The following is a 13,048-nucleotide window of genomic DNA, read 5'->3' on the forward strand; positions in this document are numbered from 1 at the left end:
TCTTCGGGATGCGGCGTTTTGACGTTCCCGCCGCACATGGCGGCCCGTGTGCACGGAACGTCCGGTTCATGTCACGATTTCGATATCACAGCGGCGTCCCCGCACCGTATCGGCTCGATCACCGATCATCCACGACCCGTTCCGGATCCCTAGAGTGTCAAGCTCTGGATTCGGCGCGGACAGGGACGGTTCATGCGGGGGCGTACACCGATGGTTGTCCGGCGCGCGCTGAGTGAACCGCTGCTGCTGATCGCGGCACTCGGCTCGGTGCTTCTCGCCACGACCACACTCGTCGCCCTCATGGTCTACGCGGTGTCCGTGACCGAGGACGGCGTCCGCCGGGCGATGGAGACCGCTCCGCTCGCCACCCGGGTCGTCACGGTCACCTCCTCCGTCACGTCGGCCGACTTCACCCGGATCGACGGGCTCGTCCGCGAACAGGTCGCCGCCCGGCTCGGCGACGTGCCCGCCCAGGTGACGTCGAGCGCGCTCTCCGACTCCTACGCGATGCCGGGCCAGGAGAAGGCCGAGCGGCCCGAGCTGACCAGGTTCGCCACCTATGAGGGCCTCGACCGGCACTCCACGCTTCTCAGCGGGACCTGGCCGGCGGACGCGGGCGCCGCGCCCGGAACCACCGTCCAGGCGTCGGTGTCCGAAGCCGCCGCCCGGGCGATGAGCCTGTCGGCCGGTGATCGGCTGAGGGTCGTGGGACGGCTCGACGGCCGCCCGGTCACGGTGCGGATCACGGGAGTGTTCCGTCCCGGCGACCCGTACGGCGACAGCGGCATCGGCGACGAACTGCTCCTGGCAGGCGTCCAGAACGGCGACTACACCACCTACGGCCCACTCGTCGTGTCCGCCGGCACCTTCCTGGACCGGTTCACCACGTCCGTCTCCGCGAGCTGGCATGCCGTACCCGACCTGAGCGGCCTCCCCCGGGAGCGGCTGCGTCCCTTCGCCGGATCGGTCGCCGCGATCGAACCGGGGGTCAGGTCGAGCTGCCCCGACTGCACGGTCACCAGTCTCCTGCCCGACATGCTCACCCAGCTCGACCGGGCGGCACTGGTGGCCCGCTCGACGATGCTCGTTCCGGTCCTGCAACTGCTGCTCCTCGCGGCCTACGCGCTGACGCTCACCGCCCGCCTGCTGTCGGACCACCGGCAGATGGAGGTCGCACTGCTGCGGTCGAGAGGCGGCGGCTCGGTCCGCCTCGCCGTACTGGCCGGAGGCGAGGCGCTGCTGGTCGCCCTGCCCTGCGCCGTCGCGGCGCCGTTCCTCGCACCCGTCCTGCTCCGGCTGACCAGCCCGACCGACGTACGGCTCTCGCCGCCGTCGGCGCCGGCCATGTTCGCGGTCTCCGCGGCCGTGGCGCTGGCCTGCGCCGTGCTCCTGGCACTGCCCGCGATCAGGAGCGCCCGCCGCACCTACGTCGAGGAACGCGGGGCTCGGGGCCGCGGAGCGCGACAGGGCATCCTCCAGAGAGCGGGCGCCGACCTGGTGCTGCTCGTGCTGGCCGGGCTCGCGATCTGGCAGTTGCGCCACTACGGGGCACCGGTGACGTCGACGGCGGGCGGCGGCCTGGGGATCGACCCGCTGATCGTGGCGGGACCGGCGCTCGCGCTGCTCTGCGGGGGAATGCTCGGCCTCCGCCTGCTCACACCGGCGTCGGCCCTCGTGGAGCGGCTCACCGCGCGCGGCACCGGGCTCGCGTCGGCTCTCGGGTCGCGCCAGGTGAGCCGCCGCCCGACCAGATACTCCGGCCCCACCCTGCTGCTGACCATGGCGGTCGCCATCGGGGTGCTCTCCCTGGCCACGGGCTCGACCTGGCGGGCCTCCCAGGACGACCAGGCCCGGCACCTGGCCGGAGCCGATCTCCGGATCGCGGTGCCCCCGGGAGGCGACGCCAGGCAGGCGGCCTATGAGACGTTACCCGGAGTGACCGCCGTGGCCGGCGTCCACCGGAGTGTGGCGTCCATGGGCGGCGGCGACGTCACCCTCCTCGGCGCGGACGCCGCGAAACTGGGCACGATCATGTTGCTGCGGCCCGACCTGTCGGACACCCCGCTGGCCACGCTGACCTCACGGCTTCAGCAGAAGGGCGCGGCGCTGCCGGTCGTGGTCACCTCCGGCCTGGCCCAGCTCAAGACGATCACGATCGGCTCGCAGGTGGTGCCCGTCCACGTGGCGGGAACGATCGCCGCGATGCCCGGCACTGCCGCGGGGACCCCCGCCGTGCTCGCCGACCTGTCGGCGTTGCGGGCGGCGAAGGTCCCCCGCGATCCCACGGAATGGTGGATCTCCATCAGCGGCCATGACACCTCGCGTGCGGTGACCGCACTGGGGGCGGATCCCGCGGAGACCGTCACCGATCTGGGCGCACTCGCCCGGCGGCTCAGTGACGACCCGCTGGCGGCCGGCCTCCAGGGGGCGCTGACGCTGGGCTTCGCCGCCGCCCTGGCTTTCGCCCTGCTGGGCTTCCTCGTCAACGCGGCGGTGTCGGCCAGGGAACGCCGGGCGGAGTTCGCCCTGCTGAGGGCGCTCGGCGTGACCTTCCGCCAGATGATCGCCCTGCTGGCCGTCGAGCAGTCGTTCGTCATCGCCCTTTCCCTGGCGGGCGGAGTCCTCCTCGCGGGGGTCGTCGCCGCCGTCGTGGTGCCGGCCATCGTGCTGACCGGGCAGGCGACCGCCGTCACGCCTCCGGTGCTGCTGGACATCCCGTGGCCGACCGTGACCGTTCTCATCCTGACGATCGCGGTGAGCCTCATGGTGGTGGTCGGCGGCCTGGCCCGGTCGCTGCACCGGCGGGGACCGGGCGGCGTGCTGCGAACCGGGGAGGACCGATGATCCGGCTGCTGGCGGCCCACCGGGGCGTGGCGGCCCTGCTGGCCGCGCTGGTACTGAGCGTCTCCCTGCTCGTGGCGGCCCTTCCACGGATGTTGGAGGCGTCCTACGACGAGGGCGCCCAGCGGTTGCTGTCGAACTCGCCCCCGCAGCTCACGTCGCTCGGCGTGGTCCTGAGCACGAGCTACTACGCCGAGCCGCTGGGCGGCATCGAGCAGATCGTCGCGAAGGACGACGACTGGCGCACGGAACTCCCTCCCGCCCTGCGGCAGGTGACGAACGCCGAGAAGCTGATCAGCGTCGAAATCGAGCAGCAGCGGATCCTCAACAGGCGCAATGAGCATCTGACGCTCGCATGGGTCTCCTCCGCCGAATCCGCCGTCCGCTATGTCAAGGGCCGGCCGCCCGGGCCCAGGAAGGGCAACCGGTTCGACGTCGGCCTCGCCGCACCCGCGGCCGCGGAAGTCGGCATCAAGGTGGGTGACGTCCTCCAGCTCGACGGCTTCTCCGCCAAGGTCACCGGACTGTACGAGCCGGTGACCGGCGCCAAGGCGTTCTGGGCCCACTACGACAGCCTCGGCCGCGTCATCAGGGCGCTCCCCGTCGGAGCGATGGAAGAGCAGATGTACCTCGCCGGCCTCACCGACGGCGACAGCGTGGCGACCATGAACACCAAGCGGACTTACCAGTGGTTCATGACCGTGAAGTCCGGCGCGGTCACGGCCCGCAACGCGGAAGCCGTCCGCAGCGGGGTCGCCGACTTCCGCTACCGCGTCTCCGACAGCGGCTCCGGCATCTCCCTGTCGACCAACCTCGACCGGCTCATGACGCAGTTCCTGGACCGGCTCGCCCTGACGCGGACGCTCATCGCGGTGCTCCTCGGCGGCCTCATCGTGGTCTGCGCCGGCACGATCGCGCTGGCCGTACGCCTGCTCGCCGAACGCGTACGCGGCGACCTCGCCTTGATGCGCGCCCGCGGCGCCTCGCTCCGGCAGGTCACCCTCATGGGCACCGGAGCCGCCGCCCTCATGGCCGTGCCCGCGGCTCTCGTCGGCTACCTGGCCTCCTTCGCCGTACCGGGGCCCGTCACGCCGATCGTCCACATCGGGCCCGCGCTGCTCGCCCTGGCGGCCGTCGGCTTCTGCGCCGCCTGGGTGGCCGGCGCACACCGGAAACCGCTGGACCAGCGCAGAGACGACATCGTGGCGGCGCGGCCCTCTCCACGGCGGATCGCCATGGAGGTGCTCGTAGTCGCGCTGGGTGTGGGAGGCGTGCAACTGCTGCGCACCCGCGGGCTCGGCACCGACGACCCGCTCCTCTCGCTGGCTCCCCTGCTTCTCGCCCTCGCCGCCGCGGTCGTGACGTTGCGGGTCTATCCCCTGCCGCTCAGGCTGCTGGTACGGCTGACCGCACGAGGCCGCAACGCCTCGTCGTATCTGGGCCTGACCATGGCGGCGCGCGCGGCGGCGGGCGTGGCGCTGCCCGTGCTGGCGCTGCTTCCCGCCCTGTCCATCGGCGCGTACGGCTCGGCCACCGTGCAGGGCATCGACACCGCCCAGCGGCAGGCCGCGTGGCAGATGATCGGCGCGGAGATCCGGGTGGAAGTGGATCGGGACATCCCCACCCGCCTGGTGGAAGAGCTACGGCGGACACCCGGCATCGACGCGGTGGTGCCGGCCTCCGTGGGCCCGATCACCGCCGATGTGGGCTTCCGCGGGCTTCCGGCAACCGTGGTCGCCGTCGATCTGGAGGCCTACCGGCGGCTGGTCTCCGGCAGCCCGCTGACCTTGCCGCGCGCGCCGGACTCCGGAGCCCTCATCACCCGCGGTCTGTCCGCCATGTCGAGCTTCGACATCAGTTGGCCGAAGCAGATGTCCGTGGTGCCGAAGGGCATTGTCACGTCGTTCCCCGGCGTGGACGTCGCGGGTCAGGATCTCATCGTCGTCCCCGCTGTCGCCGGGAAGGCCAACACGCTGCTCATCAGCGGAGACGCCGAGGCGGTCCGATCGGCGGTCAAGGCCGGGATGCCGTCGGGCGCCGTGATCAGGACCGTGGACGGGGCGCTCGACGGCATCGCGGGTGAACCGCTCGCGTCGGCACTCGTCACCGGCCTGTGGGTGGTCACCCTCGCACTCGCCGTGTACGCGCTGATCGGCGTGGCCATCGCCTTCGTGTCCCGCGCGCCGGAGCGTGCCCGGGCCCATGCGCTGCTGGCCGTGCTCGGCCTGACCGGACGGCAGGCGAGGGTCCTCACCCTCCTGGAGGTGACCCCGCTGCTCCTGCTGACGACCTGCGCGGGGGTCGCTTTGGGCATCGGCCTGCCCGCATTGCTCGGAGCGGGCGTCGACCTGGCGGCCTACGCGGGCCTGCCGGCCGGCACCCCGTCGCTCGCCCCGCGGACGCCCGCGCTGCTGTTCGCGGCCGGCGTCGCCCTCATCGCCCTCGTAGGCTCCTACCTTGGAGGTGGCCATGCCAAGTCTGGCCGATCTTGAGGCGCAGGCGGGAGTCACACGCCCCGCCTTCGGTGAAAACGCCCATATCCTGTGCGACAACCTGGTGCGCATCTACAAGACCGAAGGCTCATCGCGTGGCTCGGATCGGAGCGCCGCGGTCGAGGTGGTCGCTCTGCAGGGCCTGGACCTGCTGATCGACAAGGGTGAGCTGATCGCCATCGTCGGCGCGTCAGGCTCGGGCAAGTCCACCCTGCTCAACGTGCTCTCGGGGCTCGACATCCCGACCGCTGGGCTGGCCCGGGTCGCCGGGATGGACCTGCTGTCGATGACCTCCCGCGACCGGCTGCGCTTCCGCCGCTCCATCGTGGGGTTCATCTGGCAGCAGACGGCGCGCAACCTCCTGCCGTACCTGACCGCGCGGGAGAACGTGACGCTCCCGATGCGGCTGGCCGGCCGCAAGGTCGACAAGGCACGGGCCGACGGCCTGCTGGAGCTTCTGGGCGTCGCCGAGTGCGCCGCCCGGCGGCCCGGCGAGTTGTCCGGCGGCCAGCAGCAGCGGGTCGCCATCGCCGTGGCCCTGGCCAACTCCCCCGAGGTGATCCTCGCCGACGAGCCGACGGGCGAGCTCGACAGCGACACCTCCGAGGACGTCTTCTCCGCACTCCGCGGCGCCAACCGCGAGCTCGGCGTCACCTGCGTCATCGTGACCCACGACCCGACGGTGTCGGAGCAGGTGGACCGCACCATCGGCATCCGCGACGGGCGCACGTCGAGCGAGACGCTGCGCCGCACGTCACAGGACGGCGGAGTGATCGCGGAAGAGTACGCCGTGCTCGACCGAGCCGGCCGTCTGCAGCTCCCCCGCGACTTCATGAACGAGCTCGAGATGGAACGCCGGGTCCGGCTGGAGCTCGAACGCGACCACATCGGAGTATGGCCGGCCGATCGCGAAGGTGAGCCGAATGACTGAGCCGCTGGTCGTCGTAGAAGGCCTGCGCAAGACCTACCAGAAGGGCCCCAAGGAGGTCGCGGCGCTGAAGGACGTCTCGTTCGAGGCGTTCCCCGGCGAGCTGATCGCCATCCGTGGACGGTCGGGCTCGGGCAAGACCACCCTGCTCAACCTGGTGGGCGGGCTGGACCGGCCGGACGCGGGGCAGGTCACCATCGCGGGCCGTTCCGTCACCGGCATGGCGGAGTCCGGCCTGGTGGAGCTGCGCCGGGACGTGGTCGGGTTCGTCTTCCAGACGTTCGGCCTGGTGCCGGTGTTGTCGGCGGCCGAGAACGTGGGCGTGCCGCTCCGGCTCGCGAAGGCGGCGGCGCAGGAGCGCGAGGAACGCATCCGGGTGCTGCTGACGCTGGTCGGGCTGGCCGATCACGTCAACCAGCGGCCCTACGAGCTGTCCGGCGGCCAGCAGCAGCGGGTGGCGATCGCCCGTGCTCTGGCCAACCGGCCGCGCGTCCTCATCGCGGACGAGCCGACCGGGCAACTCGACTCGCAGACGGCGCGCCAGATCATGGAGCTGATCCGCGCCCTTGTCAGGAGCGAGGGCGTCACCGCCGTCGTCGCGACGCACGACCTCGGCCTGATCGCGCTGGCCGACCGGGTGCTCGAGCTGCGTGACGGCTTGCTCGAGGAGGCCGCCTCCTAGCGTGCGGTTCGTCTCTCGGGAGCAGCCATGGGGGTACCCGCTTCGCGGACGTGGTCCGTACGCTCTCGAGCCTGGTCCGTACGCTCTCGAGCCTGGTCCGTACGCTCTCGGACCTCGGGCAGGGCGATGACGGCGAGGTTGACCGAGGCGACGAGCACCGCCGCGGCGGTCAGCGGGATCGCGGTCCCCGCCCAGGCGGCGAGAGGAGCCGCGACGGCGAGACCGAGCGGGCGCGCCGCGAACGAGATCAGCGCGTCGAACGATCCGACCCGGCCGAGCGCCTCCTGCGGGATCCGGCGCTGCATGGCGGTGTCCCACAGCGGGATCAGCAGGCCGAGGCCGAACATGGCGATGGAATAGGCGCACGCGACCACCACGAGCGGCGCCGGGATAGCCAGGGCAACCAGGGGGACGGCGTAGAGGGCGGCCGAGCCGTTCGCGACGGCGATCGGCCGTGAGATCGGAAGCCTCGGCGCGAGGAAGACGCCCGCGACCGTCGCCACGGTCCCGGCCTGCGCGATGACGATCCACGCGGACTCCCCGCCCAGGCTGCGCACCGCGATGATGGGTCCGAGCGTGAGCAGGAAGCCGGCGGCGAGGTGCCAGACGCCGTGACCGAGCAGGCTGGTGAGAAACCATCGGTGCCGCTTGGCCTCACGCCAGCCCTCATGCAGGTCGGCGAAGAAGTGCCGCCGCGGGCCGGTGGGCGGCGCCGTGACGAGCCCGCCCAGGGTGACGGCCGAGCCGGCGAACAGGATCCCCGTGATCACGAAGGACCAGCCCGTGCCGGCCCAGAGGGTCAGACCTCCGGCGAGCGCGGGCCCGCCGATCTGGGCGAACCCGTTGACCATCCCGAGTCGCGCGTTGAGCCTGAGCCTCCCGTCGGGCGGAGCCACCGCTACGACCAGTGGTGACACGGCCGGAATCCCGAACGCCACGGCCACACCGGTCAGCGCCGCCAGCCCGGCGATCTCGGCGACGGAGGGAGCACCGAGTAGCAGCCTCGCGCCGATCATCACCTGGGCCGCGCATCGTGCCAGGTCCGCGACGAGGATGACGCGTCGTGGAGGCAGCCGATCCGCCACCACCCCGCCGATCGGCAACAGCAGCAACATCGGAATCGTCTCGGCGGCGAGCACGATGCCGAGATCGAGCGCCGAGCCGGTGGCCCGGATGACGGCGAGTGTCAGCCCGGTGGGGATGAGTGCGGTGGCCAGTGCGGCGACCGCCCGTCCGGCGAGGAGTCGAGCAATCATGTCTCGCAATGTATTTCGCCAGCGAATTATTCGTCAACTAAATATATCTCGGCGTATGATTGGTGGGTGGACGACTCGGTGGACCGGCACATCGCCCGTTGGCGTGGCAAGGCGCCCTTCGACGAGCGCGCGGAGGCGATCGTCACCAGGCTGCAGTTCCTGGTGAAACATCTCTCCCGGGGCAAGGACGCCGCGCTCGCCATGGTCGGCCTCCAGGACTTCGAGTTCGAGACGCTGCATCGGCTCGCCTCACGTGGCGAGCACGGCCGAGCCACTCCCTCAGAGCTGGCCGCGGACCTCAAGCTGTCACCGGCCGGCATGACGGGGCGGCTCGACACCCTGGAGAAGGCCGGTCTCGTGCGGCGCGTCCGCAGCGAGGAGGACCGCCGGCGCGTGGACGTCGAGCTCACCGAACAGGGGCGGGCGACCTGGCTGAGGGCCATGGGCGTGCGAGGCGAGGCCGAGGGGGACATGGTCGGCGTTCTCACCTTGGCCGAGCAGGATGTGCTGGCCGCACTCCTCAAGCGGATGTTGCTGCAGGTGGAAGGGCCTCCAACTCCGGCGGGTCCAGCGGCTCCGGCCGAGTGAGCTCGCGCCCCGCCAGGGTCCGCCGCCGGTGCGGCGGCTCAGCGGGCGGTGCGGCTGGTACGACGGTTCAGCGGCCGGTACGGCTGGTACGACGCGGTTCAGCGGCCGGTACGGCTGGCGGCGATGACCTGGACGGCTCGTTCCAGGGCGTACGCCGGGTCGGTGCCGGCGCCCTTGACCTGCTCGTCGGCCGACGCGACCGCCTGCATGGCGATGGAGATGCCCTCCGGCCCCCATCCACTGAGCTGGCGCTTGACCCTGTCGATCTTCCAGGGGGGCATCCCGACGTGGCCGGCGAGCTGAGCTCCGCGCAGGTTTCGCGGTGCGCCCCCCACCTTCGCCAGTGAGCGGAGGCCGCCCGCGAGGGCGCTGACGATCAGCACCGGCGCCACCCCGGTGGCCACCGCCCAGCGGAGTTGTTCGAGCGCCTCGCCGAGCCGTCCCTCGACGGCGAGATCGGAGATGGCGAATCCGGTGACCTCGGCCCGGCCGCGGTGGTAGCGGGCGACTGCGGCCTCATCGATGTTCTTCCCCGAGGTGTCGAACGCCAGTTGGCCGCAGGCGGCGGCCAACTCGCGAAGGTCGCTGCCCACGGCGTCGAGCAGCGCTTGGGCCGCGGCGGGGGCGATCGTCCGGCCGTGCCGCCTGACCTCGGCCTTGATGAAGTCCAGCCGCTCCCCCGGCTTCGTCGGCTTGGCCACCGTGACGACCTCTGCGCCCGCCTTCTTGACGCCTTCGACGAGGGCCTTGCCCTTGACCCCGCCGGGGTGGGCCAGGATCAGGACGGTGTCGTCCGCCGGATGTGCGGTGTACTTCACGATCTCGGCGATGACGTCCTTCTGGAGGTCCTGGGCCGAGCGGATCACGACGACGGACCGGTCTTCGAACAGGGACGGCGAGGCGAGCCGGGTCAGCTCCCCGATCTCGACCTTCCCTCCGACGAGGTCGTGCACCTCCGCCTCGGGGTCGGTCCCGCGCACCGCCGACACGATCGACCCGACGGCGCGGTCCACGAGGAACTCCTCGTCGCCGACGACAAGGGTCACGGGAGCTGGGTTCGCCATGTCTGGCAGCATGCCACGCCGGGCCGGGTGTGGCACATCCGCCGGTGCATGGATCTCAGCCCTTCCGCGTCACGATCCCGAGCCGGCCCTCCCGGGCGGTCACCGCGAGGTCACCGGACAGGTCGGTACGGTAGACCCGCATGCCGAGCCGGCTGAGCCGGTACGTCGTCAACGGGGCCGGATGCCCGTAATCGTTGACCGCACTGACGCTGATCAGTGCGGCACGCGCCCGGGTGGCGGCCAGGAAAGCCGGATCCTGACGCCCGCTGCCGTGATGCGGGACCTTCAGGATGTCGACGGGTGGGACTCCGAGACGCGACAGGACGGCCTGCGACTCGGTCTCGAGATCTCCGGCGAGCAACGCGGATCCGAGGAGCCTCCCCGACGGCTCGAACCAGCGCACGAGCAGCACGACGCTGGCGTTGTTCGCGATGGCTCCCTCCCCCGGACCTTCGCGCGGGGCGTCAGAGGACGGGGCGATCACGGTGATCTCCGCGCCGCCGAACCGCCACCGCGTCCCTGGCGGCATCACCCATTCGGGGACTCCCTTCGTCCGAAGGCGCCAGGAGACGCGGGCGCTCTCCCGCTCGGGAACGCGACCCGGGCTCACCAGCGCCGCGCCCACCGCTCTGCCTCTCATAGCTCCCTCCAGACCTCCGACGTGGTCGAGGTGGGGATGAGTGAGCACCATCAACGGCACCTGCCGGACATCGAGGTCACGCAGGCACCGGTCGACCGGTCCCGGCTCCGGGCCCGTGTCGATCACTATGGCCTTTCCCGGCCCCGCCGATACGGCCAGCGCGTCTCCCTGGCCCACGTCGCAGGCCACCAGTAACCAGCCCGGAGGCGGCCACCGCGAGGCCACCGGCCCGGCGACCAGGACGGCGACCAGGGCGCCCGCCAGCAGAGCGAGGACGATCCGCCTGCGCGCCCGTCCGCGAAGCAGCGCCCAGGTGGTCACTGCCGCGACCGCCAGGAGAACCAGCCCGCCCGGACCTCCCGGCCAGCCGATCGTCGCCATCGGGACTTCGGCGGCGTGTTCGGCGACGACGATGATCCAACCGACCGCCCAGCCCGCGGGATGGACCAGGATCTGCGCCGCTCCCATGCTCAAGGGAGCGACGATCGCCGCGGCGAAGCCGAGCACGGTGGCCGGTGCGACGGCCGGCCCCGCGAGCAGGTTCGCCGGGATGGCCACCAGGTCGATCTTGCCCGACATCAGCACCAGAACCGGGGTCACGGCCGCCTGGGCCGCGGCCGGCACCGCGATCGCCTCGGCGGCGAGCATGGGCATCCGCTCCGCCAGGCGTTCGCGCCAGGGCGGGGCGAGGACCAGGATGCCGCCGGTCGCGAATACGGAGAGGGCGAAGCCGTACTGCCTGGCGAGTCCCGGATCGAAGAGGATCAGGCCGAGCACGGTGGCCGAGAGGATGGCCACCCCGTCCTTCGGCCGGCCGGTGCCGAGTGCGACGGCGGCGATCGTCCCCATGACGAGCGCGCGCAGCACGCTGGGAGACGGCCTCGCGACCAGGGCGAAGCCCACCATCGCGACGACCGCGACGAGGGCGCGCAACGGCAGCGAGAGCCCTCCGAGCCTCGCGAGGGCGAGGGCGGCTCCCGCGATCAGGGCGAGGTTGGCGCCGGAGACGGCGGTCAGATGGCTGAGCCCGGCCGTCGTGAGGTCCTGCTTGACCTGGTCGTCCAGGCGTGACACGTCACCCACCACCAGGCCGGGCAGCAGGCCCCGCTGGTCGGGAGAGAGCACATCGCTGGCCTCCCGCAGGCCGGCGCGCAGCGCGCCGGCCACCGTCTGCGGCGCCGAGGGCCCGGAGAGGGTTCGGGGCGGCCCGCGCACGAGCATGACGGCCGCGGTGAGCTCGCCCGGCTCCGCGGGCCCGAGACGCCCCTGGACCCTGACCCGCTGGCTGGGCAGCAGGGAACCCCATCCCTCCCCCGACCCGAACAACACGACAGGGACGTCCACGGCGAACCGCGCCGTGCCCGCGCTCACGGACACCATCCGAGCCTCGACCACCGCGCTGTCCCGGCGGGCGATCCCACCGCGATGGGGCCGGACTCGGGGGTCGTCGGTGATCACGACGTTGGCCGTCACCGAGGCACTCCGCGCCGCCAGTCCGGGCACCGGGCCGGTGCTGACGGTGTGCACCTTGAAGGCCACGACCGCCGCGGTGGCCGACAAGCAGGCGAGGACTCCCACGACCACGTTCCGGACAGCAGGAGATCTCGCGCCGCGGACCCACCGCCGTGTCCCCCGTGTTCGCAGGCCGGATGGCCCGGATGGCCTGGATGTACGCGATCGCAGGCCGGGTGGCCTGGACGTACGCGGTCGCAGGGTCCAGCATGCCACCGCCGCGACGGCGGCGGTGACCGCCACCACCGCTCCGACGACGGCCGAATGCCCCAGAAGGACGAGCGCCGCCGCCCAGGACGCCAGAGCGGGTGCGACCAGCAGCAGCGAGTGCGCGATCCCGGACTTCGGCATCGGGCCGCGTCCGGGATCGGCCTGCCCGGCGGTCACAGCGCGACCTTGTCCTTCAACTCCGCGAACCGCTTCTCTCCGACTCCGGAAACCTCGCGCAACTGGTCGACGCTCTGGAACCCGCCGTGGGCCTCGCGGAACTCGATGATGCGCGCGGCGAGCACGTCGCCGACTCCCGGCAGGCCGTTGAGCTGCTCCGCCGTCGCCGAGTTGAGGCTTATGAGGCCGCCCGCCGCCGACCCTGCCGCCGACCCTGCCGCGGAGCCGTCGCCGGGAGTCATCGGCGTGGGAGACCCCACCACGATCTGCTCGCCGTCCACGAGACGCCGCGCCAGGTTCACGGCACCCGGCTTCGCACCCGGCCGGACCCCGCCGGCGGCTTCGATGGCGTCGGCGACCCGGGACCCCGTCGCCAGCGACAGCACCCCCGGTCGCCGCACCTTGCCGGTCACGTATACGACCACACTCGCCGTCGGCGAGGGGGAAACCACGGCCGAGGCCACGCTCACTGGGGCGGGCGGAGCCAACGGCTCGGCCACGGGTCGTGACCGCAACGCGAAGATGCCGGCCACGATCGCCGCGAGCGCGCCGAGGACTACGAGCACCCGGAGACCCGGCACGCCAGGATCGAGCAGCGGCCCCGTCCCGGACAGTCGCCCGCGTATCCGCGCCCCGAGTGTGTCCACGGTCGGTGGTT

General features: G+C 72.1%; 9 protein-coding genes. 5 read left to right on the top strand and 4 right to left on the bottom strand.

Going from position 1 to position 13,048, the window contains the following annotated elements; all coding sequences use genetic code 11:
- Positions 1-210 precede the first annotated feature (210 nt).
- Genes Psi02_RS02900 through Psi02_RS02915 form a run of 4 tightly spaced genes read left to right on the top strand, consistent with a single transcriptional unit; the run spans position 211 to position 6,943 of the window.
- Entirely contained in the window at positions 211-2,844 is a 2,634-nt protein-coding gene (locus Psi02_RS02900; RefSeq protein WP_203971440.1) for an FtsX-like permease family protein, read from the top strand.
- Positions 2,841-5,333, top strand: coding sequence for an ABC transporter permease family protein (locus Psi02_RS02905; RefSeq protein ID WP_203971442.1), 2,493 nt, complete (start codon positions 2,841-2,843; stop codon positions 5,331-5,333). Before Psi02_RS02900 ends, Psi02_RS02905 begins: the two co-directional genes overlap by 4 nt.
- On the top strand, positions 5,311-6,264 hold the full coding sequence (locus Psi02_RS02910; RefSeq protein WP_203971444.1) for an ABC transporter ATP-binding protein: 954 nt from the start codon (positions 5,311-5,313) through the stop codon (positions 6,262-6,264). Before Psi02_RS02905 ends, Psi02_RS02910 begins: the two co-directional genes overlap by 23 nt.
- The gene (locus Psi02_RS02915) at positions 6,257-6,943 is read left to right on the top strand and encodes an ABC transporter ATP-binding protein (RefSeq protein ID WP_239094551.1); all 687 of its coding nucleotides are present in this window, start codon (positions 6,257-6,259) and stop codon (positions 6,941-6,943) included. The genes Psi02_RS02910 and Psi02_RS02915 overlap by 8 nt, the downstream gene beginning before the upstream one ends.
- On the opposite strand, the gene Psi02_RS02920 is transcribed toward Psi02_RS02915, so the two are convergent.
- Positions 6,940-8,199: an MFS transporter gene (locus tag Psi02_RS02920; protein ID WP_203971446.1), complete on the bottom strand. Its 1,260-nt coding sequence runs from the start codon at positions 8,197-8,199 to the stop codon at positions 6,940-6,942. The genes Psi02_RS02915 and Psi02_RS02920 overlap by 4 nt on opposite strands.
- A 66-nt stretch (positions 8,200-8,265) precedes the next feature.
- Here Psi02_RS02920 and Psi02_RS02925 point away from each other — a divergent pair, with 66 nt between their 5' ends.
- Entirely contained in the window at positions 8,266-8,787 is a 522-nt protein-coding gene (locus tag Psi02_RS02925) for a MarR family winged helix-turn-helix transcriptional regulator (RefSeq protein ID WP_203971448.1), read from the top strand.
- Between the two features lie 98 nt (positions 8,788-8,885).
- On the opposite strand, the gene holA is transcribed toward Psi02_RS02925, so the two are convergent.
- The 3 genes from holA to Psi02_RS02940 are packed head-to-tail and all read right to left on the bottom strand — an operon-like array spanning position 8,886 to position 13,037.
- Positions 8,886-9,851 (bottom strand): DNA polymerase III subunit delta, encoded by a 966-nt coding sequence (gene holA, locus Psi02_RS02930; protein WP_203971450.1) that lies wholly within the window; start codon positions 9,849-9,851, stop codon positions 8,886-8,888.
- Positions 9,852-9,906: 55 nt separating this feature from the next.
- Positions 9,907-12,390 carry a ComEC/Rec2 family competence protein gene (locus tag Psi02_RS02935; RefSeq protein ID WP_239094552.1) on the bottom strand — a complete coding sequence of 828 codons (2,484 nt, stop codon included), beginning with the start codon at positions 12,388-12,390 and terminating at the stop codon, positions 9,907-9,909.
- Positions 12,387-13,037, bottom strand: coding sequence for a ComEA family DNA-binding protein (locus Psi02_RS02940; protein ID WP_239094553.1), 651 nt, complete (start codon positions 13,035-13,037; stop codon positions 12,387-12,389). Before Psi02_RS02940 ends, Psi02_RS02935 begins: the two co-directional genes overlap by 4 nt.
- Between the last annotated feature and the right edge of the window lie 11 nt (positions 13,038-13,048).

Origin of the sequence: Planotetraspora silvatica, from assembly GCF_016863315.1 — a bacterium.
GTDB lineage: Bacteria > Actinomycetota > Actinomycetes > Streptosporangiales > Streptosporangiaceae > Planotetraspora > Planotetraspora silvatica.